The organism is Ramlibacter sp. (assembly GCF_035548915.1).
Taxonomy (GTDB): domain Bacteria; phylum Pseudomonadota; class Gammaproteobacteria; order Burkholderiales; family Burkholderiaceae_C; genus Ramlibacter.
Map to the genome: position 1 here is coordinate 13,318 of NZ_DASZSE010000046.1, position 21,625 is coordinate 34,942.

At 69.5% G+C, this 21,625-nt stretch carries 27 protein-coding genes and 1 pseudogene; 17 read left to right on the plus strand and 11 right to left on the minus strand.

Annotated features, from left to right (window positions below):
• Positions 1 to 6 precede the first annotated feature (6 nt).
• The 7 genes from VHA82_RS20315 (at position 7) to VHA82_RS20345 (ending at position 6,210) form a co-directional block, all read left to right on the plus strand.
• A complete protein-coding gene (locus VHA82_RS20315) occupies positions 7 to 711 on the plus strand; it encodes an SPOR domain-containing protein (protein WP_325546988.1) in 705 nt (234 codons plus the stop codon).
• 59 nt (positions 712 to 770) lie between these two features.
• Positions 771 to 1,409, plus strand: coding sequence for a thiol:disulfide interchange protein DsbA/DsbL (locus tag VHA82_RS20320; protein ID WP_325546989.1), 639 nt, complete (start codon positions 771 to 773; stop codon positions 1,407 to 1,409).
• A 54-nt stretch (positions 1,410 to 1,463) separates the two neighbouring features.
• Complete coding sequence (gene lptA, locus VHA82_RS20325; RefSeq protein WP_325546990.1) at positions 1,464 to 2,132, plus strand: lipopolysaccharide transport periplasmic protein LptA; 669 nt, start codon at positions 1,464 to 1,466, stop codon at positions 2,130 to 2,132.
• Entirely contained in the window at positions 2,132 to 2,917 is a 786-nt protein-coding gene (lptB, locus tag VHA82_RS20330; protein WP_325546991.1) for an LPS export ABC transporter ATP-binding protein, read from the plus strand. Before lptA ends, lptB begins: the two co-directional genes overlap by 1 nt.
• Before the next feature lie 113 nt (positions 2,918 to 3,030).
• Positions 3,031 to 4,560, plus strand: a complete 1,530-nt coding sequence (locus tag VHA82_RS20335) for an RNA polymerase factor sigma-54 (protein WP_325546992.1) — start codon at positions 3,031 to 3,033, stop codon at positions 4,558 to 4,560.
• On the plus strand, positions 4,557 to 5,780 hold the full coding sequence (locus tag VHA82_RS20340; RefSeq protein WP_325546993.1) for a THUMP domain-containing class I SAM-dependent RNA methyltransferase: 1,224 nt from the start codon (positions 4,557 to 4,559) through the stop codon (positions 5,778 to 5,780). Before VHA82_RS20335 ends, VHA82_RS20340 begins: the two co-directional genes overlap by 4 nt.
• The gene (locus VHA82_RS20345; protein WP_325546994.1) at positions 5,773 to 6,210 is read left to right on the plus strand and encodes a PIN domain-containing protein; all 438 of its coding nucleotides are present in this window, start codon (positions 5,773 to 5,775) and stop codon (positions 6,208 to 6,210) included. Before VHA82_RS20340 ends, VHA82_RS20345 begins: the two co-directional genes overlap by 8 nt.
• Here the strand turns inward: VHA82_RS20345 and VHA82_RS20350 are convergent.
• The gene (locus VHA82_RS20350; RefSeq protein ID WP_325546995.1) at positions 6,147 to 7,109 is read right to left on the minus strand and encodes an alpha/beta hydrolase; all 963 of its coding nucleotides are present in this window, start codon (positions 7,107 to 7,109) and stop codon (positions 6,147 to 6,149) included. The two genes, VHA82_RS20345 and VHA82_RS20350, sit on opposite strands and share 64 nt — an antisense overlap.
• Positions 7,109 to 7,600, minus strand: a complete 492-nt coding sequence (locus tag VHA82_RS20355; RefSeq protein ID WP_325546996.1) for a nuclear transport factor 2 family protein — start codon at positions 7,598 to 7,600, stop codon at positions 7,109 to 7,111. Before VHA82_RS20355 ends, VHA82_RS20350 begins: the two co-directional genes overlap by 1 nt.
• A 149-nt stretch (positions 7,601 to 7,749) precedes the next feature.
• Here VHA82_RS20355 and VHA82_RS20360 point away from each other — a divergent pair, with 149 nt between their 5' ends.
• The gene (locus tag VHA82_RS20360; protein ID WP_325546997.1) at positions 7,750 to 8,685 is read left to right on the plus strand and encodes a twin-arginine translocation pathway signal protein; all 936 of its coding nucleotides are present in this window, start codon (positions 7,750 to 7,752) and stop codon (positions 8,683 to 8,685) included.
• Complete coding sequence (locus VHA82_RS20365; RefSeq protein WP_325546998.1) at positions 8,686 to 8,910, plus strand: hypothetical protein; 225 nt, start codon at positions 8,686 to 8,688, stop codon at positions 8,908 to 8,910. It begins immediately after the preceding gene.
• A 4-nt stretch (positions 8,911 to 8,914) separates the two neighbouring features.
• Here VHA82_RS20365 and VHA82_RS20370 read toward each other — a convergent pair whose 3' ends face one another.
• Genes VHA82_RS20370 through VHA82_RS20380 form a run of 3 tightly spaced genes read right to left on the minus strand, consistent with a single transcriptional unit; the run spans position 8,915 to position 10,832 of the window.
• Positions 8,915 to 9,394: a CinA family protein gene (locus VHA82_RS20370; RefSeq protein WP_325546999.1), complete on the minus strand. Its 480-nt coding sequence runs from the start codon at positions 9,392 to 9,394 to the stop codon at positions 8,915 to 8,917.
• Positions 9,391 to 9,921, minus strand: a complete 531-nt coding sequence (locus VHA82_RS20375; RefSeq protein ID WP_325547000.1) for a phosphatidylglycerophosphatase A — start codon at positions 9,919 to 9,921, stop codon at positions 9,391 to 9,393. Before VHA82_RS20375 ends, VHA82_RS20370 begins: the two co-directional genes overlap by 4 nt.
• Positions 9,918 to 10,832 (minus strand): LysR family transcriptional regulator, encoded by a 915-nt coding sequence (locus VHA82_RS20380; RefSeq protein ID WP_325547001.1) that lies wholly within the window; start codon positions 10,830 to 10,832, stop codon positions 9,918 to 9,920. Before VHA82_RS20380 ends, VHA82_RS20375 begins: the two co-directional genes overlap by 4 nt.
• Before the next feature lie 116 nt (positions 10,833 to 10,948).
• Between VHA82_RS20380 and VHA82_RS20385 the strand changes: the two genes are divergently transcribed.
• Positions 10,949 to 11,161 (plus strand): hypothetical protein, encoded by a 213-nt coding sequence (locus VHA82_RS20385; RefSeq protein WP_325547002.1) that lies wholly within the window; start codon positions 10,949 to 10,951, stop codon positions 11,159 to 11,161.
• Positions 11,162 to 11,166: 5 nt separating this feature from the next.
• Here the strand turns inward: VHA82_RS20385 and VHA82_RS20390 are convergent, their stop codons facing one another.
• The 5 genes from VHA82_RS20390 to apaG form a co-directional block, all read right to left on the minus strand.
• Positions 11,167 to 11,685 (minus strand): thermonuclease family protein, encoded by a 519-nt coding sequence (locus VHA82_RS20390; protein WP_325547003.1) that lies wholly within the window; start codon positions 11,683 to 11,685, stop codon positions 11,167 to 11,169.
• The gene (gene thiL / locus VHA82_RS20395) at positions 11,682 to 12,644 is read right to left on the minus strand and encodes a thiamine-phosphate kinase (RefSeq protein ID WP_325547004.1); all 963 of its coding nucleotides are present in this window, start codon (positions 12,642 to 12,644) and stop codon (positions 11,682 to 11,684) included. The genes VHA82_RS20390 and thiL overlap by 4 nt, the downstream gene beginning before the upstream one ends.
• A gap of 33 nt (positions 12,645 to 12,677) precedes the next feature.
• Positions 12,678 to 13,829: a YbdK family carboxylate-amine ligase gene (locus tag VHA82_RS20400; protein WP_325547005.1), complete on the minus strand. Its 1,152-nt coding sequence runs from the start codon at positions 13,827 to 13,829 to the stop codon at positions 12,678 to 12,680.
• A 4-nt stretch (positions 13,830 to 13,833) separates the two neighbouring features.
• On the minus strand, positions 13,834 to 15,105 hold the full coding sequence (locus tag VHA82_RS20405; protein WP_325547006.1) for a cation:proton antiporter: 1,272 nt from the start codon (positions 15,103 to 15,105) through the stop codon (positions 13,834 to 13,836).
• A 71-nt stretch (positions 15,106 to 15,176) separates the two neighbouring features.
• A complete protein-coding gene (gene apaG, locus VHA82_RS20410) occupies positions 15,177 to 15,557 on the minus strand; it encodes a Co2+/Mg2+ efflux protein ApaG (RefSeq protein ID WP_325547007.1) in 381 nt (126 codons plus the stop codon).
• A 51-nt stretch (positions 15,558 to 15,608) separates the two neighbouring features.
• Here apaG and rpe point away from each other — a divergent pair, with 51 nt between their 5' ends.
• Entirely contained in the window at positions 15,609 to 16,298 is a 690-nt protein-coding gene (gene rpe, locus VHA82_RS20415) for a ribulose-phosphate 3-epimerase (RefSeq protein ID WP_325547008.1), read from the plus strand.
• On the opposite strand, the gene VHA82_RS20420 is transcribed toward rpe, so the two are convergent.
• A complete protein-coding gene (locus tag VHA82_RS20420; protein WP_325547009.1) occupies positions 16,258 to 16,518 on the minus strand; it encodes a hypothetical protein in 261 nt (86 codons plus the stop codon). The two genes, rpe and VHA82_RS20420, sit on opposite strands and share 41 nt — an antisense overlap.
• A gap of 247 nt (positions 16,519 to 16,765) precedes the next feature.
• Here VHA82_RS20420 and VHA82_RS20425 point away from each other — a divergent pair, with 247 nt between their 5' ends.
• The 6 genes and pseudogenes from VHA82_RS20425 to gph all read left to right on the plus strand — a co-directional run.
• A complete protein-coding gene (locus VHA82_RS20425; RefSeq protein ID WP_325547010.1) occupies positions 16,766 to 16,888 on the plus strand; it encodes a hypothetical protein in 123 nt (40 codons plus the stop codon).
• Between the two features lie 5 nt (positions 16,889 to 16,893).
• Positions 16,894 to 19,044 (plus strand): catalase, encoded by a 2,151-nt coding sequence (locus VHA82_RS20430; protein ID WP_325547011.1) that lies wholly within the window; start codon positions 16,894 to 16,896, stop codon positions 19,042 to 19,044.
• Positions 19,045 to 19,167: 123 nt separating this feature from the next.
• Complete coding sequence (nthA, locus tag VHA82_RS20435) at positions 19,168 to 19,797, plus strand: nitrile hydratase subunit alpha (RefSeq protein ID WP_325547012.1); 630 nt, start codon at positions 19,168 to 19,170, stop codon at positions 19,795 to 19,797.
• The gene (gene nthB / locus VHA82_RS20440; protein WP_325547013.1) at positions 19,794 to 20,456 is read left to right on the plus strand and encodes a nitrile hydratase subunit beta; all 663 of its coding nucleotides are present in this window, start codon (positions 19,794 to 19,796) and stop codon (positions 20,454 to 20,456) included. Before nthA ends, nthB begins: the two co-directional genes overlap by 4 nt.
• A complete protein-coding gene (locus tag VHA82_RS20445) occupies positions 20,453 to 20,791 on the plus strand; it encodes a nitrile hydratase accessory protein (RefSeq protein ID WP_325547014.1) in 339 nt (112 codons plus the stop codon). The genes nthB and VHA82_RS20445 overlap by 4 nt, the downstream gene beginning before the upstream one ends.
• Positions 20,791 to 21,435: pseudogene (gph, locus tag VHA82_RS20450) on the plus strand (phosphoglycolate phosphatase); the annotation flags it as partial. The gene VHA82_RS20445 and the pseudogene gph, both read left to right, overlap by 1 nt.
• Positions 21,436 to 21,625 lie beyond the last annotated feature (190 nt).

The window sequence follows — 21,625 nt, forward strand, 5'->3', positions numbered from 1 at the left end:
TTTCGAGTGAACAAAGTGCGTCAGGGCGGCAACGTCATCGTCGGCATCATCATCGGCGTGGTGCTGGGCCTGGCCGCCGCATTGGCGGTGGCGGTCTACGTCACCAAGGTTCCGGTGCCCTTCCTGAACAAGGGCGGCGGCCGCACGGCCGAACAGGACGCCGCCGAGTCGCGCAAGAACCAGAACTGGGACCCGAACGCGCCGCTTTACGGCAAGAATCCCGCGCATCCGGTGACGCCCGCGAGTGGCGCGGCCGGCGCGGGCGGCGGGATCGGCGGGGGTGCCGGGGGCGCGGTTGGCGCCGCATCGGCCGCGCCTGCCGCCTCGGCACGATCGGCCACGAACGATGCGCGGCCCAACCTGGAAGCGAGGCCGCCGGCCGTCGTGGGCGGCGTGCCGCCCGGCGTGAAGTCCGGCGACCCGTTGGGTGACCTCGCTGCCGCCCGGACGGGCGCGCTCGGGCCCGGCGGAGACCCGTTCTTCTACTTCGTGCAGGCGGGCGCCTTTCGCACGCCGGAAGATGCCGAGGCGCAGCGCGCGAAGCTGTCGCTGATGGGCATCGAGGCGAAGGTGACCGAACGCGAGCAGTCGGGCCGGCAGGTGTATCGCGTGCGCGTGGGTCCGTTCGACAAGAAGGAAGATGCGGACCGGCAAAAGGACAAACTCGATTCGGGCGGATTCGAGACTGCGCTCGTGCGGGTGCAGCGCTGAGGGAACTTCGGCGCGCGCGCCTCATCCAGAGCTGAAGGACAAGGAGCAAGGGACATCTCATGAATCGACGCGAGTTCTCGCTCGGTGCCGCGGCGGCGCTGGGCTTTGCGGCATCCGCGCGGGCCCAGCAGCGCCCACCCAAGGAGGGCGTCGAATACCGCGCGCTCGACCAGCGCCAGCCGGTGGAAGCCCCCGCCGGCAAGGTCGAGGTGGTCGAGTTCTTCTGGTACAGCTGCCCGCACTGCAACGCGTTCGAGCCCAAGCTCGTGAGCTGGATCAAGCGCCAGAACGCCGATGTCTTCGTGCGCCGCGTGCCGGTCGGGTTTCGCGACAGCTTCGTGCCGCAGCAGCGGCTCTTCTACACGCTCGAAGCCCTGGGCAAGCTCGACGAGCTGCACCAGAAAGTGTTCGACGCGATCCACATCAAGAACCAGCCGACCGACAGGGAAGCGGGCATTCTCGATTTCGCCGAAGCCAATGGCCTGGACCGCGCGAAGTTCCGCGAGCTGTACAACTCGTTCACCATCTCGACCAAGGCGCGCCGCGCCTCGCAGCTGCAAGACGCGTACAAGGTCGATGGCGTGCCCGCCCTCGGCATCGCGGGCCGCTGGTACACCGACGGCGAAATGGCGGGCAACATGGACCGCGCGCTGCAGGTCGTGGATTACCTCGTGGCCGAGGCGCGAAAATCGAAGTGACTCCCTGACGTCATCGGGGAGGCACTACAATCCCCAGCAAGATTCGTGCCTCAGATGACAAGAACATTTCTCTCCCTGCTGTTCCATGCGGTGGCCGCTGTGGCGCTCGCCGCGACCGTGCTGCCCGCTGCCGCGGAAAAGGCCGACCGGGCCAAGCCGATGAACGTGGAAGCCGATGCGCTGCGTTACGACGACCTGCGCCAGACCAGCGTTTTCACCGGGCGCGTGGTGGTCACGAAAGGCACCATCGTGATCCGCGGCGCGAAGGTGGAAGTGAAGCAGGACCCCGAGGGCTACCAGTTCGGCGTCGTCACCGCCGATCCGGGCCGGCTCGCGTTCTATCGCCAGAAGCGTGACGGGCTGGATGAGTGGATCGAAGGCGAAGCGCAGACGATCGAATACGACGGCCGCGCGGACCGCGTGAAATTCATCGGCAACGCCCAGATGCGGCGCCTGCGCGGAGCGACGCTGAACGACGACATCACGGGCAGCCTCATCACCTACGACAACACCTCGGACGTCTTCACCGTCGATGGCGGTCCGGTGGGCGGCGCACCCGCGGCGCCGGGAGGCCGGGTGCGGGCCACGCTCGCGCCGAGAAGTGCCGCATCGGCGTCTCTGACTGCTCCCCCCGCGCCCGCCGGTCCCGCGGCTGGCGCCGCTTCGGCGGCGCAGCCCGCGCGCCTGCGCCCGAGCACGAGGCTGTCCGGGGAGCCGCGCTGATGGGCGACGCGGAAGTCGCCGCGCGCCCCGCGGACGTCGCGGCTCGCAGCCGCCTCGAAGCGCGGCACCTGAAGAAGAGCTATGCCGGCCGGCAGGTCGTGCGCGACGTCTCGCTTTCGGTCGAGAAGGGCGAAGTGGTCGGACTGCTCGGGCCGAACGGCGCGGGCAAGACGACGTCGTTCTACATGATCGTCGGCCTCGTGCGCGCCGACGACGGCGAGATCTCCATCGACGGCCGGGCCGTGGAGCACATGCCGATCCACCGGCGCTCGCGGCTGGGCCTGTCGTACCTGCCGCAGGAAGCGTCGATCTTTCGCAAGCTGAATGTCGAGGACAACGTGCGCGCGGTGCTGGAACTGCAGCGCGGTGCCGACCGCAAGCCGCTCACGCGCGAGGAAATCGACCAGCGCCTCACGTCGCTCCTGCAGGACCTGCGCGTGGAGCACCTGCGCGATTCGCCCGCGCCCGCGCTGTCGGGCGGGGAGCGGCGGCGCGTGGAAATCGCGCGGGCGCTTGCCACGCAGCCGCGCTTCATCCTGCTGGACGAGCCGTTCGCGGGGATCGACCCGATCGCGGTGATCGAGATCCAGCGGATCATCGGATTTCTCAAGTCGCGCGGCATCGGCGTTCTCATCACCGATCACAACGTGCGCGAGACGCTGGGCATCTGCGACCACGCCTACATCATCAGCGAAGGCCACGTGCTGGCCCAGGGCACGCCCTCGGAAATCGTGAACAACGCCGACGTGCGCCGGGTGTATCTCGGCGAGCACTTCCGGATGTGACGGAAGGCACGAGCGGTGGAAGCTGACATGTCGGGCCCCGCCGGGCCGTCCCAGGAGGCGAAGCCCCCCTCGGGGTGTAGCGCGGTAGACGAGGTGACCAGCGTGGGGGCCCGATGAGACAGGGCCTGTCCCTTCGCTTTTCCCAGCATCTGGCGCTCACGCCGCAGCTGCAGCAGTCGATCCGGCTGCTGCAGCTGTCCACGCTCGAGCTGAACCAGGAAGTCCAGCAGATGCTGGACGACAACCCGTTCTTGGAGGCAACCCCCGAGGAGGAATCGCCCGCGCCCATGGAAGCGCCCTCCGCGGGCGATGCGGACATCGCCTCCGAATCGGGCGCGTCGAGCGGCGCCGAAGCGCACGGCGATGAACCCGAGCCGCCGACGCTCAGCGTGGAGGGCGACGGCTGGGAGGGCGACGGCACCACGGAGATCGTGAACGACGACGGCGAATGGGGCGGCGAGCCCGCGGGGCGCAAACTCTCCGGCTCGGATGAAGACGAGCTGGACGCCACCGACCTCGCGCGCGGCCACGAATCGCTGCAGGCCGCGCTGCACCGGCAGGCGCTCGCGCTGCGACTGTCGCAGGAAGACGCCGCGGCACTGCGCTTTCTCATCGAGTCGCTCGACGACGACGGCTATCTGGAAGAGTCGCTGGAATCGCTGGCCGCGCAGCTCGCGCCCGACGATCTCGAAGAGCGCGAGGAACTCGTGCACCGCTTCACCGTCGCGCTGGGACTCCTGCGCAGCCTGGAGCCCCCCGGCGTGGGCGCGCGCACCCTGGCCGAATGCCTCACCCTGCAGCTGAACGCGATGCGCGAGGACGCCGACAACCCCGAGGCGGTCGACATCGCCGTGAGGGTCTGCCGCCAGCCGATCGAGCTTCTCGCGCGGCGCGACATCAAGCGGCTTGCGCAACTCACCGGCGACAGCGAGGCCGACGTGCGCAGTGCCATCGCGCTGGTCACGCGGCTCGAGCCGAAGCCGGGGCGCCGGTTTGCCGACGTCGAGCGCAACATCATCGTGCCCGACGTGCTGGTGACCAAGTCGGGCCGCGCGGCCAACGCGCGATTGCGCGTGCAGCTCAACCCCGATGTGATGCCCAGGCTGCGCGTGCATGACGTCTACGCGGGCGCGCTCCGGGCGCACCGCGGCGAAGGCCACCAGGCATTGCAGCAGCGGCTGCAGGAGGCGCGCTGGTTCATCAAGAACATCCAGCAGCGCTTCGACACGATCCTGCGCGTGTCCGCGGCGATCGTGGAGCGGCAAAAGAGCTTCTTCGTGCACGGAGAGCTCGCGATGCGGCCGCTCGTGCTGCGCGAGATCGCCGATGAGCTGGGGCTGCACGAGTCGACCATCTCGCGCGTCACCACCGCCAAGTACATGGCCACGCCGTTCGGCACCTTCGAGCTCAAGTATTTCTTCGGCTCCGCGCTCGGCACCGAAACCGGCGGCAACGCGTCGAGCACCGCCGTGCGCGCGCTCATCAGGCAGCTGGTGGCCGCCGAGAACGCGCGCAAGCCGCTTTCGGACAGCCAGATCAGCGACATGCTGAAGGAGCAGGGCATCGAATGCGCGCGGCGAACGGTGGCGAAGTATCGAGAAGCGTTGCGCATCGCCCCGGCGAACCTGAGGCGCGAGCTGTGAGCCTCGCGAATTTGTTTCTGCCGTGCGCGGGCGGCGTGGAAGAGTACCTGCTCGCCGAAACGCGCCGCATCGGCGGCGAGGGCGCGCAGGCCGTGCGAGGCGGCGTGCAGTTGCGCGCGGACTGGACCGACGTGATGCGGTTGAACCTGCGCAGCCGCCTCGCGCAGCGCGTGCTGATCCAGCTCGCCAAGCGCGGCTATCGCGGCGAGGACGACCTGTACGAAGCGGCGAGCGGCGTCGCATGGGAAACGTGGTTCACGCCGCGGCAGACCTTCAAGGTGGAAGTCACCGCGCAGATGAGCCCGCTCAAGAGCCTGAACTTCGCGGCGCTTCGCATCAAGGACGGTCTCGTGGATCGCTTCCGCGGGCGCGGCGGCGTGCGGCCCGACGTTGAGACGCGCCATCCCGACGTGCGCGTGTTCGCGCATCTCACGGCCGATACCGTGACGCTTTACATCGACACCTCCGGCGAGCCGCTCTTCAAGCGCGGCTGGCGAGAAGACAAGGGTGAGGCGCCGCTGAAGGAAACGCTCGCGGCGGCCATCATCGCGGCAAGCGGCTGGGATGCGTCCTTGCCGCTCTACGACCCATGCTGCGGCAGCGGCACCATCGTGATCGAGGCGGCGCAGATAGCGTGCGGCATCGCGCCGGGGTTGCTGCGGCGCTTCGGCTTCGAGCGGCTTGCGGCGTCCGTCCCGCGCGACTGGCAGCGGCTGAAGGAAGAGGCCCAGGCCGAGCGCAACGTCGTGCCCGTGGAGGTTCACGGCAGCGACGTCGCCTTTCGCATGGTCGACTTCGCCCAGCGCAATGCGCACCGGGCGGGTGTGGGCGACGTCGTGAAGCTGCGCGGCGGAGATGCCCTGCAGCGCATGCCGCCGACGTCCGAGCCGGGGGTCATGCTGCTCAATCCGCCGTATGGCGAGCGCATCGAGGCGGGCGGCGTGGCCGGGGCAGGGCGAGTGGGGCGAGTGGGGCGAATGGGGCGGGAGACGGCGCAAAGCGACGCGGCGGCGGGCGACTTCTTCGCGCAACTCGCGGCGCACTGGAAGAAGCACTATGCCGGCTGGACGGCGTGGATGCTGTCGCCGGACCTGAAGCTGCCGACGCGCATGCGGCTGAAGGAGTCGCGGCGCGTGCCGATGTGGAACGGGCCCATCGAGTGCCGCCTTTTCCGGTTCGACATGGTGAAGGGGTCCGCGCGTGCGAGCGCTGGTGCTTGACACGAACGTCGTGCTGGACCTGTTCGTGTTCGAGGACCCGGCCGCGGCCGGCTTGCGCCTGGCACTCGATGCAGGTGCGTGCGACTGGATCGCGACCGATGCGATGCGCGACGAGCTCGAGCACGTGATCCGCTATCCGAATCTGGCGCGGCGCGCGGATGCCGAGGCGGTGCTGGCGCGGTTCGACGGCGGCGCGCGAATCGTGGGGGTGCCGCTGCCGGCGAACATTCAGTGCACGGACGCCGACGACCAGAAGTTCATCGACCTGGCGCTCGCGCACCGGGCCGTGCTGCTGTCGAAGGACAAGGCGGTGCTGAAGTTGAGGAGGCGGCTTGCGAAGTCGGGCGTGCAGCTGGATGGGGTGTCCTATCCGAAAAACGCCCTCGATGCTTGTGCCGTCTCCATCGGCAATTCCTCGGGAATGAAATGACCCGCCGGCATTGACCGGCCGCTCACCTGGCACGCGCACTGCGCCTGCCACAGCGCGAGCGGATCGAACAGCTTGCCGATCAAGCCCCGCTCGCCCCACATCACGAACGTGTCGCAGCAGATGCGCTTGCCGAGCGCGCGGCTTTCGCGATCGTGCTCGAGATCGATCGAGGCGCTCGCACGGTAGTCCTCGCACGCGGCATGGATCGACTCCGCGCGGCAAAAGCAGCGTTCGTATTCCGCGAGCGCGGCCTTCTCCACATGCGCCATGCCGCTCGCGCCCCAGCCGCCGAGCTTCGAACGCAGATAGAAACGGGCGTCGGCGCCGATCATCTTCTCCGGCAAGGGCGAAGGCTGGATGAGATGGAACCAGTGGTAATAGACGCGGGCGAAAGTGAAATGCCGCCGCTTGTCTTCCTCCGGGGAAATCGCGCTCTGTCCGGCGTTCCAGTTCCCGTCGTACATGTCGAGCGTGGGCGCGATGTCGATCAAGACGAGCTTGCGCACGCGTTGGGGGTGATCCACCGCGAGGCGATGCGCGACGCGCGCGCCGCGATCGTGGCCGGCCAGGAAGAATTGCGGCTTGCCGAGCGCCGTCATGAGCCCGCACATGTCCTCGGCCATGGCGCGCTTGCTGTAGTTGGCGTGATCGTCCCGTCCGGGTGCCTTGGACGAATCGCCGTAGCCGCGCAGGTCGGGCATCACGAGGAAGAACTCGTCCTTCAGCGCTAGGGCGACGCGATGCCACATCGCATGGGTCTGCGGAAAGCCATGCAGCAGGAGCAGCGCCGGCTTGTCCCTCGCACCGCCGAACCGCGCGAAGATCTGGCCGTCGCCCAGGCCGAACCGGGCCTGCTCGAAACCCTCGAACCAGCCCGGCGTGCCCGAGGCGGTGGCCATCACGCGGCCTCCCGCGCAAGAAATGCCCGCAGGTTCGCCGCTGCCTTGCGGCGGATCGCGCCTCGCAGCAGCGGCGTCCAGCCGAACAGCAGGCCGGGCGCGCCGAGCGCCTGGCGCGACCAGCGCCAGAAATCGAACCGGTCGCGATGCCGCGCGATGCGACCGTCGGTGTCGAACTCGAATCGCGAGTCGATGCTGTTGTGAACCATGCGGCCCGTCGCGCTGAACCGGTACCACGCATCCCAGTGCGCGCGGCCCGTGACGCCCGCGGCATCGACGTCGCGCCATTCGAGCTTCCACACGTCGCGGCCCTTCGCCTGCGTGGCCCGGCACAGCATGCGCCACATGCCGGCCACCTCCTCGCGTCCGCGCAGGTCGAACACTTCGTCTTCGAACCGCGCGTCCTGCGCGTAGCAGCGAGCCATCGCATCGGCGTCGAGCCGGGCGAAGGCGGCGTAGAAGTCTTCGATCGTCTGGCGGTGGGCGGGCATGGCGAGTCCTCGCGGTTCATTACAGCATCTTGGCCCGTGCCGTGCGAGGAATTCTTCACGTCGCCCGACGGCCGACCTTGACCTGGTTGACGCAGGACAAGCCTCTCGCGCGGCACGTCGGCTATACGTGAGAATCAGGAAGGAAGATCATGGATCGCCGCACCTTCATCCGCATGACCGGGGGCGCAGCCGCCCTCGCCGCGGGCGCCGACACGACCGCCTGCTCCGCCGACTTGCCCGCCGAAGCCGTTGCCGCATGGCGTGGACCGCCCGCCGACGAGCCGGACATCCGGCGCTGGGCGCTCGGCTACGCGATCCTCGCGCCGCACTCGCACAACCTGCAATCCTGGCGGGCCGATCTGCGCACACCGGGCGAGCTCGTGCTCACGTGCGATCCCGAACGGCTGCTGCCGCAGACCGATCCGTACTCGCGCCAGATCATGATGAGCCACGGCACATTTCTCGAACTGCTGGACATCGCTGCGGGAGCACGCGGCTGGCGCACCGAGATCGCCCTGTTCCCCGACGGGGAGTTCGATCCGCGCCGTATCGACGGGCGGCCGGTCGCCCGCGTGCGCTTCGAGCACGACGCTGCGCAGAAGCGCGACCCCCTGTTCGAGCAGATCGTTCGTCGTCATACGAACCGGGAAGCGTACGAACCACGCGTGCCCGAGCCGGCGGCGCTGCGCGCTATCGAGCAGGCTGTCGCAGGGTCCGCGATGCGCGTGGGCTTCACCACCTCGGCACAGCCGGACCTCGTCGAGCACCATCGCGCCATTGCGCTCGATGCGTGGCGGATCGAGCTGCAGACGCCGCGCACGATCCTCGAGTCGTTGCGCGTCATGCGCATCGGGCCGAAGGAAATCGCCGAACATCGCGACGGACTCAGCGCCAACGGATGGCCGCTCCGCGCCCTCACGGCGCTCGGAATGTTCGACCGCAGCAAGGCACCCGGCCCGCGCGACTATGCGGTCACGAGCCAGGTGGACGATTTCCGCGGCAAGCTTGCGGCGACCCCGGCATTCTTCTGGATGGTGAGCGAAGGCAACGACCGCCGCACGCAGGTGAACGCGGGCCGCGCCTAAGTGCGCGCGCAACTCGCCGCCACGGCGCACGGACTCGCGATGCAGCCGCTTTCGCAGGCGCTGCAGGAGTATCCGGAAGTGGCAGCTTCCTATGCCCGGATTCACGAACTCCTGGGGGCACGGCCGCCGCGCGAAGTCGTGCAGATGTGGACGCGGCTGGGTTACGGTCCGCCGGTCGGCCCCGCGCCGAGGCGAGGCGTGGAAGCGCAAATCGTCGCGATGTGACGTTTCATGCCGCGCCGATCAGCTCGATCGCGCGCTGCAACGCATGCCCCACCGCCGCCGCGCGCACGGCGGCCCGGTCGCCCTCGAAGCGCATCGTCTCGCTCGTGAGCTCGCCTTGCACCATCCAGGCGAACCACACCGTGCCGACCGGCTTGTCGGCCGTGCCGCCGGTGGGCCCCGCGATGCCGGTGACCGCGATGCTCGCCAGCGCGCGCGAATGGCGCACAGCACCGAACGCCATCGCGCGCGCGACCACTTCGCTCACGGCGCCGTGCCGCTCGATCAGGTTGGCGTCGACGCCGAGCTCTTCGATCTTGGCCGCGTTGGAATACGTGACGAAGCCGCGCTCGAACCAGTCGCTGGAGCCGCTCAGTTCGGTGCACGCCGCCGCGATCAGCCCGCCCGTGCAGCTTTCGGCCGTCGCGAGCATCCATCCCTTTTCTTTCAGCAGCGCCGCGAGTTCGCGGCACAGGTCTTCGGTCATGTCCAGAGCCTCCTTGCGAGGGCGATGAGGAACAGGGTGCAGAAGCCCGCCACCAGGTCGTCGAGGATGATGCCGAAGCCGGCGCGCCAGCCGAAACCCTTGAAGAGCGTGTCGGCCCAGCCCACGGGCCCCGGCTTGAAAGTGTCGAGCAGCCGAAAGAGAACGAAGGCCGCGAGCTGACCCGTGAAGCCTGCGGGCATCACGAGCCACAGCACGATCCAGAACGCGATCACTTCGTCCCACACCACGCAGCCCGGGTCGGCGATGCGCAGGTTCGTCGCGGCGACGGTGCAGGCCCACCAGCCGACGAAGAACGACACGAGGATCACGACACCGATCGCGAAGGGATTCAGCCACGATGCGAGCACGAGGTAGGCAAGCCAGGCCCACAGCGTGCCACACGTGCCGGGCGCGACCGGCGCGAGCCCCGAGCCGAAACCGAGCGCGATCAGGTGGGCCGGATGCGCGAGAAGGAATCGCGCCGTCGGCCTCGCGATGCCGCCTGCCTCGAGATCGCGCGAGGTCATGCCGCGCGCTCCTGCCTCGCCTCGCCCCGCGCGAACCATCCGGCCCAGAAGTCGATGCAGGCGCGAATCTTCGGCAGCCGATGGCGGCCGCTCGCGGTCACGGCATGCACCGGCACGGGATTCAGGTCGACGAGCTTCGGCAGCACGGCGACGAGCCGCCGCTCGCGCACCAGCATGTCGCTTGCGAGCGTGGCGAGGCGGCCGATGCCCAGTCCCTGCAGCACCATGGTGGCCGTCATGTTGGTGTCGTTGCTGCGCAAAGGCCCCTCCGCTTCGAAGACGACGCGCTCGCCCTGCACGACGAACGGCCACTGATTGAGCATCGGGACGGCGCTGTTGATGACGAGCGTGTGTCGGCGCAGACCCTCGACGTCGGTCGGCAGCCCGTGCCGGGCGACGTATTCCGGCGATGCGAAGAGGCCTCGTCCGAGCGCACCGATGCGCCGCGCCACGACGGTTTCGGGCAGGTTGCTCACCGTGCGAATCGCGATGTCGATGCCGTCGCGCGCGAGGTCGGCGAGCCGGTCGCTCACGACCAGTTCCACCTGCACCGCCGGATGCCGGAGCGTGAGCTGCTTGAGGCTCGGCACGATCTGGTACTGCGCGACGACGGTGCTCGCGGCAACGCGCACGAGCCCGCTCGGCCCCTCGCGGGCGAACTCGCCTTCCAGCTCGTCGAGCGTGCCGAGCATGCGGCGGCAGTACCCGAGAAAGGTCGTCCCCTCGGCGGTGAGGGAAAGCCCGTGCGTGGAGCGATGGATGAGCCTTGCGCCGCAGGCCTTTTCGATGCGCGCGAGCGTGCGCGACACCTGGCTCACCGGCGCGTCGCGCTCGCGTGCCGCGGCCGAGAGCGTCCCGAGCTCGGCCACGCGGGCGAACAGGTGCATGTCGGCGAATTGAAGTTCACGCATGTGATCCCGCGATCCTAACGCCCTGCTTTGCTTCGCGTGCAAGACGCATTTGCGCGGGCCGCCGTTTCCCTCCGGTGCGGCCCCTCCTAAAGTGAAGCCTCGATACAGGAGCCAGCATGGTCCACGAACTTTCCCCCCGGCTCGCCTGGCAAGACGAAGCCCTGCGACTCTCGCGCATCCACGATGCCGCGGTGCGCCGTGCGCACGAGGCGCGCGACGAACTGCTCGATGAGCTGTCGGCGCGGCTCGCCGGGTGCCTGCGGCAAGGCTGGTACGGCCTGCTGCACCTGCTCGCGCTGTGCGGCGTCGTGCGCACGGTGGAAGGCTGATGCCATCACGATCCCGCGGCCGACGTGTCGCCGGTGCACGGGCCGTGCCGGCGTCGAAACACGCGCGGCTCCATCGGGTGCGCATCGCGCCAGAGCCCGAGGTGCCCGCGGTGCGCGAGCCGCTCCTCACGCAGATAGGGACCGGGGTCGCTGCGGAAGCGGTAGGACCACGCGTGCCCTTCGCGCACGAGCCGCGCGCCGATGTCCTGCCCGCGCAGTTCGATACGCGCGAGCGTCCGGCCGAAGTCGTCGTGTCCCTGCGCGATGACACGCACTTGCTCGTGCGCGAGCACCGCTGCAAGGGCATCGCGCGCCTCGCTTCCCGCGGCCTGGCACAGCTCGGGCGCATCGATGCCCACGATGCGAACCCGCTCGGCGCCGCCGCCTCGCAGCGGTAGCGCCCAGAGCGTGTCGCCGTCGCTCACGTGTCCCACCTTCGCTTCGAAACTCGCCGGTTGCGCTCGCAGGCCCGCCGCCGCGAAAACGAGTAACAGCCCGCAGGCGAGACCGCGCTTCGCCTTCACGCCGCGAAGTGATCGAATGATTCGAAGTGCCGCGGGACGACCCGGCCGGCAGCGTCGACGAACGTGAGGCCCGGCTCGGCTTCGATCGACCCGATGCGCGTCACGCGGGTTCCCGCGCGCTCGCCCGCTCCTTGCACGTCCGCGCGAGCCGATGGCGGCGCGGTGAACGCGAGCTCGTAGTCGTCGCCGCCGGAAAGCGCGAGCTCGATGCGCCGCTCTTCCTCGCCCACGGCTTCGCGGCTCGCGCCGAGCAGCTTCGCCGCCGCCGCCAGCTCGATGCGCGCTCCCACGCGCGAGCGGCGCAGCAGATGCGAGAAGTCGCCCACGAGGCCATCGCTCACGTCGATCGCGGCTGTCGCAATGCCGCGCAGCGCGATGCCGAGCGCGACGCGGGGCGTGGGCGCTTCCATGCGCTCGCGCGCCGCGGCGAATGCGTCGCCGGAAAGGCGCACGGTCCCGCGGAACGCTTCGAGCGCGAGGCGCGCGTCCCCGAGCGTGCCGCTGGCCCACACGTCGTCGCCCGCGCGCGCGCCCGATCGCAGCAACGCCTCGCCTTGGGGCACTTCGCCGAAGACCGTGATGCAGATGTTCAGCGGCCCGCGGGTCGTGTCGCCGCCCACGAGATCGCACTCGTTGGCATCGGCCAATGCGTAGAGTCCGCGCGAGAAGGCATCGAGCCAGGCTTCGTCGGCCAGCGGAAGGGCGATCGAGAGCGTGAATGCGAGCGGCCGCGCGCCGCAGGCCGCGAGGTCGCTCAGGTTGACCGCGAGCGCCTTGTGCCCGAGGCGAAACGGATCGACGGTGGGAAGGAAGTGGCGACCCTCGACGAGCATGTCGGTGGAGACCGCGAGCTGCATCCCCGCGGCCGGCTGCAGCAGCGCGCAGTCGTCGCCCACGCCGAGGGGACTGCGGCGCGCCGGCCGGTTGAAGTAGCGCGCGATCAGCTCGAATTCACCCATGGGGCGAGCATAGCGCCTCGCACGGGGGCGGCCTCACCCCCGAAACCGCAGCGAGCCCTGCCGCACCACTTCGGCGAGCAGCCGCTCGCGCGACTGCACGTCGCGCAGCCACCGGGCGTCGTTCGCGCCCAGGTCGGCCGCGAGGCGCAGCATGTCCACCGACGTCGTGGCGCCGACGTCCTGCGCATGCTCGTCGATGCGGCGCAGGGTCTGCACGATGTGCTCGCGCAGCGGCATGTGCTGCCCGGTGCTCGGCTCCACGTACACCGCATCCAGCCCGAAGCGGCAGGCCTGGAAGCGGTTGTAGGTGTAGACCATGTAGTCGTCTTCCTGCGGCACGAACGGCTGCTCGTGCAGGAACCAGGCCGCGAGCGCCTGCACGAAGCCCGCGAGCGCGGTCGCGCGTTCCACCGTGAGGGGCGTGTCGAACACGCGGATCTCGATCGTGCCGTATTCGGGCTTCGGCCGGATGTCCCAGTAGAAATCCTTCATGCTCTTCACGACGCCCGTGCGCGTGCTCTTGGCGAAGAACTTGCCGAACTCCTCCCAGGTGAGCGTGAAAGGCGCGCGTCCGGACATCGGGAAGGCGAACACGGAATTGAGCCGGGCCGAATCGAACTGCGTGTCCTGCCCCTGCACGTAGGGCGAGGACGCCGAAAGCGCGATGAAGTGCGGGATGTAGCGCGACATGCGGTGCAGCATCAGCAAGGCGGCGTCCGCATCCGGGCAGCCGATGTGCACGTGCTGGCCGAACACCGTGAACTGCTTGGAGAGATAGCCGTAGAGCTCCGAGAGCTGCCGGAAACGCGGCTTGTCGTAGATGCGCTGCTCGTGCCATTGCTGGAACGGGTGCGTGCCGCCACCCACCACCGCGATGTTGAGCTTGTCCGCGCACTTCACGAGCGCATCGCGCATCTGCATGAGCTGGCCGAGCACTTCGCTCGCGGAGTGGCAGATGCCGGTGGAGACTTCGATCATGCTCGAAGTCATCTCCGGCACCACGTTGCCGGGCAATGCATGGCGCGCCATGAGGCGCAGCATCTCGTCCGAAAACGGCGCGAGGTCGTAGTCGTGCGTGTTCACGAGCTGCAGTTCGAGTTCCACACCGAGCGAGAGCGCCGCCGAATGGTGGAACGCCTCGAGCGCCGGCGGCGCTCGCCGCAGCGGGTCGGCGCGGGACTCCACGCCCTTATCCATGGGCTTCGCCCCGCATGTCCGACGCTGCCGGCGGACTGGCCAACGGCGGCAGCCAGGGCCTCGCGCTTTCGCCCGCGCGGTAGATCGCGAACGTGGTGACGATGGCCCCGAGGATCTCCATCAGCAGGATCGCGGGCAGGGCGATGCTCGCGATGCGCGGCCCGAGCGTCATCGACGAGCTCATGAACTGCGACACGAGCAGCAGCGCGATGGAGGACATCGGCATCATCGCGCAGCCCGTCCACATCGACTGGCGCCAGTCGATGCCGCTGCCCCAGTGCGCGAGCTCCACCCCGAGCACCTTGGCGGCCAGGCGTGCCACCGCCATCGCGAGCACGAGGCCCGCGACCGCCGGGTTCCAGTCGGACTGGGCGGCCACGACCGACACGAGCACGAACATCAGCATCGTGAGCAGCGACGCCGCGGTGCCCAGCTGCCGCGGCCACGCCCACGGGCGCGGATGCAGCTGCTTCAGCATGAGCCCGCCGATGAGCGCGGCTAAGGGCGCGGAGCCGCCGAAGTTGGCGGCAAGCGCCGTGCCGGCCGCGATCACGGCGATCAGCAGGATCGACGTGTTCTCGCTGCTCGGGCTCATCACCCTGAGCGCCATGCGCAGGATGAGCGCGAGGAGCGCGCCCACCACGAACGACACGCCCAGCACCACCAGCACCGGGTAGAGCAGCGTCGCCATGTCCTGTTCGTGGCGGTGCATGACGCCGGTGCGCGCGCTCACGAGCGTGAGCGCATAGAAAGTGCTGAGGGTGGCCAGCACCATCGCGCGTTCGGTCACGGGCCCGGCCGCGCGCGTGTCCATGATGACGCGGCTCAGCACAGCGGGCGAGGAAGCCATCGCCACCAGCGCCACCGATTCGGCGACGGACGAACGCACGTCGAGCGCGCGCAGCGCGTAGAACACCGCGAGCGCGCAGAGCACCGATTCGAGCAGGCTTTGCGCCAGCACCATCGGGTTGTGGCGAAACCAGCGCAGGCGGATGCGGCCGCCGGCTTCGAACAGCACGACGGCGACGGCGAGCTCCAGCAGGAAGAGGCCCACGCCCTGCAGCGGCCACACCGCGCCGGAGAATCCGCCGAGGCCGGCCGCCGTCCCCACGAGCGAGTAGCCCACGATCTTCGGCAGGCCGCTGTAGCGCTGCAGCAGGTGGCCGGCGGCGGCCGCTACCGCGAGCAGGAGCGACCACTGCACGGTGGGCAGCCCGGCCGAGGGCTTGAGCCATTCGGCCCAGATCGACATCACTTCATCCATAGGTTCGCCGGACTCTACTGATCAGCCAGCGCGCGCGGTGTAGGACTGCATGCCCTTCGGCTCTCGCCCGGCTAATGCAGCACCCTTCGCTCGCCGTCGTCGAGCACGAAAGTGGGGATATCCACCTCGAAGCGCTCGCCGTCCTCGGCGACGCAGAAGTAGCTGCCGCGCATCGTGCCGCTTGCCGTGCGCAGGCGGCAGCCGCTCGTGTACTCGAACGCCTCGCCGGGCTTCAGAAGCGGCTGGTGGCCCACCACGCCCAGGCCCTTCACCTCCTCCACCTGGCCCAGGGCGTTGGTGATGATCCAGTGGCGGGCGATGAGCTGCGCGGGCACCTCGCCGCTGTTGGTGATCGTGATCGTATAGGCGAAGCTGAAGACGCCCTGGTCCGGCGACGACTGGTCCGCGAGGAAGTGCGGCACGACCTGCACCTGGAACTGGTATTTGGCCATGTGCGAATCGTAGCCGGTTGGCCGGAGCGGCGCGTGCGCGACAATCCACCCATGAGCACTCCTCACCGCATCGCCCCTTCGATCCTGTCGGCCGACTTCGCCCGGCTCGGCGAGGAGGTGAAGAGCGTCATCGCCGCGGGCGCCGACTGGATCCATTTCGACGTGATGGACAACCACTACGTGCCGAACCTGACCTTCGGGCCGATGGTCTGCTCGGCGCTCAAGCCGCACGCGAAGCGGGCCGACGGCACTCCGGTGCCGATCGACGTCCACCTCATGGTGCAGCCGGTGGACGCGCTCGCGCAGGCCTTCGCCGACGCGGGCGCCCATTACATCAGCTTCCACCCGGACGCCACGCCGCACGCGCATCGCAGCGTGCAGGCGATCAAGGCCCGCGGCTGCATGGCGGGGCTCGCGTTCAACCCCTCGCAGCCGCTCGACGTGCTCGACTGGCTCATCGACGACATCGACCTCATCCTCATCATGAGCGTGAACCCCGGCTTCGGCGGACAGAGCTTCATCGATTCGGCGCTGCGCAAGATCGAGCTCGCGCGCGAACGCATCGTGGCGAGCGGCCGCAGCATCCGCCTGGAAGTCGACGGCGGCATCAAGGCCGACAACATCGCGCGCGTGGCGGCCGCCGGCGCGGATACCTTCGTGGCGGGCAGCGCCATCTTCGGCCAGCCCGACTACAAGGCCGTCATCGATTCGATGAGGAAGGCCCTCGGCGCGGGTTCCTGAATTCGCGCTCGTAGGTGTCGTCGATCACCGGCCCGCGGTCGGTATCCGTCTCGCCGCGCTCGACGCTGTCGTGCGCGATGTGCCCCATGCGCTCCTGGCTGGCTTCCCCGCGCGACTGGCTGTCGGCCGATTCGTCGCGCTCGTTCGGCTGGCGCGGCGAGCGTTCCTGGGGGTCTCCCTGATCGGGCAGTGTGTCGCCCTGGGTCCTGCGCTTTTTCATGCCGCCCATGCTGCGGCCGCGTCTTGCGCCCGCCCGTAGGAGCGCCGTCGCGCTTCGCGTAGGAGGTGCGGCGCGGGGTGCGGCGCGGGGTCCGGCGCGAGGTGCGGCGCGCAGCGCGGCGCAGGACGGCTCCTACCGATGCAGGGGGCGCCTGCCCACGAACTCGCCCGCTCCCGAGCTACGGTTGCTCTGCAGCGGCCGGGTTTCAATGGCGGATGCGAACGACCGCAGGACCAAGGAGGTGTCGATGGATGTGCTCGCCTTGCTGCCCGAAGGCCTGGCCTGGTGCGCGGCCGGCGCGGCCGGGGCACTCGCCCTGGCGGCGCTCGCCCGCATGATCGAGAACGCACTCGACCTGGAGGCGCGCTAAAGCCCATGCCGTCCTCCCGACCCGAGGCCTCGCGCAGATCGAAGGCCGGCGACGCCGCGCTTGCCAAGCAGCGGCAGCTCGACACGTTCGCGCTCGCCGCCGAAAGCCAGCTCACCACGAGCCAGGGCGTGCCGGTTGCGGACAACCACAACTCGCTCAAGGCCGGCGCGCGCGGCCCGACGCTCGCGGAAGACTTCCTGCTGGCCGAAAAGCTCGCGCACTTCGGCCACGAGCGCATCCCCGAGCGCGTGGTGAACGCGCGCGGCTGCGGCGCGCACGGTTATTTCGAGCTTACGCGCTCGCTCGTCGAGTACACCCGGGCGGACTTCCTGCAGGAAGTCGGCGCGCGCACGCCCGTCTTCGTGCGCTTTTCGACCACGGTGGGCTCGCGCGGTTCGGCCGACACCGTGCGCGACGTGCGAGGCTTCGCCGTCAAGTTCTACACGCGCGAGGGCAACTACGATCTCGTGGGCGCGAGCTTTCCGGTGTTCTTCATCCAGGATGCGATGAAGTTTCCGGACCTCGTGCACGCCTGGAAGCCGCAGCCGCACAGCGGGATGCCGCAGGCGTCGAGCGCCCACGACACGTTCTGGGATTTCGCTTCGCTGATGCCGGAGAGCACGCATGCGCTCATGTGGCTGATGTCCGATCACGCGCTGCCGCGCAGCCTGCGCATGATGGCGGGGTATGGCGTGCATGCGTTTCGCCTCGTGAACGCGCGCGGCGACGTGCACTGGGTGAAGTTCCATTGGCGGCCCAAGCTCGGGCGGCACGCGCTCGCGTGGGACGAGGCGCAAAAGCTCGCCGGCCACGACCCCGACTTCCATCGGCGCGATCTGTGGGAGGCCATCGAGCGCGGCGACTCGCCCGAATGGGAACTCGGCCTGCAGCTCATCGACGAATCCCGCGCCGCGGCGCTGCCGTTCGACCTGCTCGATGCGACCAAGCTCGTGCCAGAGGAAATGGTCCCCGTCACGGTGGTCGGCAAGCTGGTGCTCAACCGCAACCCCGACAACTTCTTCGCCGAATGCGAGCAGGCCGCGTTCCATCCCGGCCATCTCGTGCCGGGCATCGACTTCAGCAACGATCCGCTGCTGCAGGGGCGGCTTCTTTCCTATACCGGCGCGCAGATGGCGCGCCTGGGCGGGCCAAACCATCACGAGCTGCCGATCAACCGCAGTCTCTGCCCGTTCCACAACTTCCAGCGCGACGGCGCCTCTCGCATCGGCATCGCGCGCGGCGGCGTCGCCTACGAGCCGAACACGCTTGCAAGCGGCGCGGAATTCCGCAGCGACGGCGGCGAGCAGGGCTTTCAAAGCCGCGAGGAGCCGCTCGCGGCGTCGAAGCTGCGCAGGCGCCACGCCGCGTTCGACGATCACTTCAGCCAGGCGAGCCTCTTCTGGAACAGCCAGGGCGCGGCCGAGAAAGAGCACATCGTGGCCGCGTTCCAGTGCGAGCTCTCGCGCGTGCAGACGCCCGCGATCCGCCAGCGCGTGGTCGACAACCTCGCGCACGTCGATGCGAGGCTCGCGCGCAAAGTGGCCGAGCCGCTCGGCATCGACCCGCCGGATGCGCGCGCGGCCGCGGGGCGAGCGGGTTTTCGCGAGCGGCGCGAACGCCTGGGGCTCGAGTCGTCACCGGCGCTCGCGGCCGACACCGCGCCGGGCGCGATCCACACGCGGCGGGTGGCTGTGCTGGTGGCGCCGGGCGTCGAGCTCGGCGCGTTCAAGGTCATCGCGCAGGCGCTGCAGGATGCGGGCGCAACGACGCACGTCGTGGCCTCGCATCTCGGCTGTGTCTCCTCCTCGTCGGGCCAGCAGCTCGCGGTCGACGCGACGCTCGCCGCCATGCCTTCGACGGTGTTCGACGCGGTCCTGATCCCGGGCGGCGCGCCCAGTGCGCGCGCGCTGCTGCGCGACGTCGCGGCCCAGCAATTCGTGCTCGATGCCTGGCGCCACGGCAAGCCGATCTGCGCGATCGGCGAAGCCGCCGAGCTGCTGAAGGCAGCCGGCTTCGACGAGGCGCGCGCGGCGCCAGGCGTCATCGTCGGGCGCAACGACCCGGGCACGCGCAACCAGCTCGCGCAGGATTTCATCGCGGCGCTCGCGCGGCATCGCCACTGGTCGCGCGGCACGGCGGAGGCGCCCGACGCCTGAGGCGCGGCGAGGACGTCCGGGGTCACCCGGGGGCAACCCGGGGGGGTCAGCCGGGGGTCACCCGGGGGTCACGGGCAACGGCGTGACAAAGCCCGCCGCCGTTGGTGTAGCCTTGTCGTTCCCATGTCCCACATCCACGACGGGCACGCCCCGGGCCACTCCCACCTCGAAGAGATCGAGGCGCGCGTGCGCGCGCTCGAGACGCTGCTCGTGGAGAAAGGCTACGTCGAGCCGGCCGCGCTGGATGCGCTCGTGGACACCTACGAAACCAAGGTCGGCCCGCGCAATGGCGCGCGCGTCGTGGCGCGGGCCTGGGTGGACGACGCCTTTCGCGATTGGCTCGCTCGCGACGCGACCGCCGCCATCGCTTCGCTCGGCTACGGCGGCCGCCAGGGCGAGCACATGCGGGCGGTGTTCAACCGGCCCGGCGAGCACCACATGGTCGTGTGCACGCTCTGCTCCTGCTATCCATGGCCCGTGCTCGGCCTGCCGCCGGTCTGGTACAAGTCCGCGCCCTACCGCTCGCGCGCGGTGAGCGAGCCGCGCGCGGTGCTCGGTGAATTCGGCGTCGTGCTGGCCGCGTCGACGCGCATCCGGGTGTGGGATTCGACGGCCGAGGTTCGCTACCTGGTGGTGCCGATGCGCCCCGAGGGCACCGATGGCTGGAGCGAGGAACGGCTCGCATCCATCGTGAGCCGGGATTCGATGATCGGCACGGGCCTTCCCGATCCGCGTGTGGTGGCCGCGCCATGAACGGCGTGCACGATTTCGGCGGCATGCAGGGCTACGGGCCGGTTCGCCCCGAGCCGAACGAGCCGCCGTTTCATGCCGAGTGGGAAAGACGCGCGTTCGCGTTCACGCTCGCGATGGGCGCCACGGGGCAATGGAGCCTCGACATGTCGCGTTCGATGCGAGAGCGACTGCCCGCGGTGCAATATCTCTCGTCGACCTACTACGAGATCTGGCTCGCGGGCCTGGAGCGCCTCATGCTCGAACGCGGCCTCGTCTTCGAAGACGAACTCGCTTCGGCTCGCATGCGGCATGCGCCGTTGCCGGTGCGCAGGCTCGCGGCGGACCGTGTGGCCGAAGTGCTGGCGCGCGGCGCATCGACGCTGCGTCACGGCGATCGGTGCGCGCGCTTCGCGGTCGGCGACACGGTGCGGATGCGGAACATGCATCCGCCGGGTCACACGCGGCTGCCGCGCTACGTGCGCGGGCGCGTGGGGCGCATCGCCGAAGTCCACGGCGCGCACGTGTTTGCCGACGCGCATGCACTTTCGTTGGAGGAATCGCCGCAGTGGCTCTACACCGTCTGCTTCGAGGGCCGCGAGCTGTGGGGCGAGGAGAGCGATCCGTCGCTCGAGGTGAGCGTGGATGCCTGGGAGCCGTACATCGAGGAGAAAGCCGCGTGAAGAGCCCGCAATTCACCGAGCCGTGGCAGGCGCAGGTGTTCGGCCTGGTCGTCGCCCTGCAGGAAAGGGGCGTGATCACCGAAGCGCAATGGGCCGATGCACTGGGCGCCGCGATCCGCCGCGCGCAGGCGGCGGGCGATCCGGACACGGGCGAGACTTACTACAGGCACTGGGTGGCCGCGCTCGAAGCGCTGCTCGCGCAGCGCGGTGTCGCGTCGCACGAGGCGCTGGAAGCGCTCGCGCACGCGTGGGAAGACGCGGCGCGCCGCACGCCGCATGGCCAGCCGATCGCGCTCACGCACGAGGAGCGCGCGATTGCGCGCGGCCGAGCCTGATGCCGCCAGACATCGCCGCTGCCATCGTCGACCTCGACGGCACGATGATCGACACGCTCGGCGACTTCGACGTCGCGCTGAACGAGGTGCTCGCGGAACTCGGCCTGCCGCCGATCACGCGCGAGGCCATCGCGCACCGCATCGGCAAGGGCTCCGAACACCTGATTCGCGAAGTGCTGGCGCACGCCGGCGGCGATCCGTCGCTGTATTCCCGGGCCTGGGACGCCTATCGGCGCCGCTACCTCGCGATCAACGGCGATCATGCCGAGGTGTACCCCGGTGTGCGCGAGGGATTGCAGGCGCTGCGCGCGCAAGGCCTGCGGCTCGCATGCCTCACGAACAAGCCGAGTGCTTTCGTGCTGCCGCTGCTGAAACGCAAGGCGCTCGTCGAGTTTTTCGATGTCGTCAAAGGCGGCGACGATTTCGAGCGCAAGAAGCCCGATCCGCTGCCGCTCGTGAAGACCTGCGAGGCGCTCGCGCTGCCGCCGGCGCGCACGCTCATGATCGGCGACTCCAGCAACGACGCGCGCGCGGCTCGCGCGGCGGGCTGCCCGGTGGTGCTGGTCACCTACGGCTACAACCACGGCGAGCCGGTGCGCGGCGTGGATGCCGACGGCTGGGTCGACTCCATCGCGCAGCTCGCCGCGCAATTGAGGCAAGGGCGGAGCGAAGGGCGGAGCGAAGGGCGCGGCGAGCGCGGACTCGAAAAAAGAGAACGATCGTTCGATCCCGAGACCGGCGCGCCGGCGCAACGCCCGCCCGGCGTCGACGCCCGAATGGGACGCGCGCCGCAATGAACGGCGTGTAAACTCCGAGGCACATGTTCATCCACCG

Excerpts from the sequence above, each read along its gene's own strand:
- VHA82_RS20320 (WP_325546989.1), top strand. The coding sequence starts at position 771 with ATGAATCGACGCGAGTTCTCGCTCGGTGCCGCGGCGGCGCTGGGCTTT.
- lptA (WP_325546990.1), top strand. The coding sequence starts at position 1,464 with ATGACAAGAACATTTCTCTCCCTGCTGTTCCATGCGGTGGCCGCTGTG.
- lptB (WP_325546991.1), top strand. The coding sequence starts at position 2,132 with ATGGGCGACGCGGAAGTCGCCGCGCGCCCCGCGGACGTCGCGGCTCGC.
- VHA82_RS20335 (WP_325546992.1), top strand. The coding sequence starts at position 3,031 with ATGAGACAGGGCCTGTCCCTTCGCTTTTCCCAGCATCTGGCGCTCACG.
- VHA82_RS20350 (WP_325546995.1), bottom strand. The coding sequence starts at position 7,109 with ATGGCCACCGCCTCGGGCACGCCGGGCTGGTTCGAGGGTTTCGAGCAG.
- VHA82_RS20355 (WP_325546996.1), bottom strand. The coding sequence starts at position 7,600 with ATGCCCGCCCACCGCCAGACGATCGAAGACTTCTACGCCGCCTTCGCC.
- VHA82_RS20360 (WP_325546997.1), top strand. The coding sequence starts at position 7,750 with ATGGATCGCCGCACCTTCATCCGCATGACCGGGGGCGCAGCCGCCCTC.
- VHA82_RS20370 (WP_325546999.1), bottom strand. The coding sequence starts at position 9,394 with ATGACCGAAGACCTGTGCCGCGAACTCGCGGCGCTGCTGAAAGAAAAG.
- VHA82_RS20375 (WP_325547000.1), bottom strand. The coding sequence starts at position 9,921 with ATGACCTCGCGCGATCTCGAGGCAGGCGGCATCGCGAGGCCGACGGCG.
- VHA82_RS20380 (WP_325547001.1), bottom strand. The coding sequence starts at position 10,832 with ATGCGTGAACTTCAATTCGCCGACATGCACCTGTTCGCCCGCGTGGCC.
- VHA82_RS20385 (WP_325547002.1), top strand. The coding sequence starts at position 10,949 with ATGGTCCACGAACTTTCCCCCCGGCTCGCCTGGCAAGACGAAGCCCTG.
- thiL (WP_325547004.1), bottom strand. The coding sequence starts at position 12,644 with ATGGGTGAATTCGAGCTGATCGCGCGCTACTTCAACCGGCCGGCGCGC.
- VHA82_RS20405 (WP_325547006.1), bottom strand. The coding sequence starts at position 15,105 with ATGGATGAAGTGATGTCGATCTGGGCCGAATGGCTCAAGCCCTCGGCC.
- apaG (WP_325547007.1), bottom strand. The coding sequence starts at position 15,557 with ATGGCCAAATACCAGTTCCAGGTGCAGGTCGTGCCGCACTTCCTCGCG.
- rpe (WP_325547008.1), top strand. The coding sequence starts at position 15,609 with ATGAGCACTCCTCACCGCATCGCCCCTTCGATCCTGTCGGCCGACTTC.
- VHA82_RS20420 (WP_325547009.1), bottom strand. The coding sequence starts at position 16,518 with ATGAAAAAGCGCAGGACCCAGGGCGACACACTGCCCGATCAGGGAGAC.
- VHA82_RS20425 (WP_325547010.1), top strand. The coding sequence starts at position 16,766 with ATGGATGTGCTCGCCTTGCTGCCCGAAGGCCTGGCCTGGTGCGCGGCC.
- VHA82_RS20430 (WP_325547011.1), top strand. The coding sequence starts at position 16,894 with ATGCCGTCCTCCCGACCCGAGGCCTCGCGCAGATCGAAGGCCGGCGAC.
- nthA (WP_325547012.1), top strand. The coding sequence starts at position 19,168 with ATGTCCCACATCCACGACGGGCACGCCCCGGGCCACTCCCACCTCGAA.
- nthB (WP_325547013.1), top strand. The coding sequence starts at position 19,794 with ATGAACGGCGTGCACGATTTCGGCGGCATGCAGGGCTACGGGCCGGTT.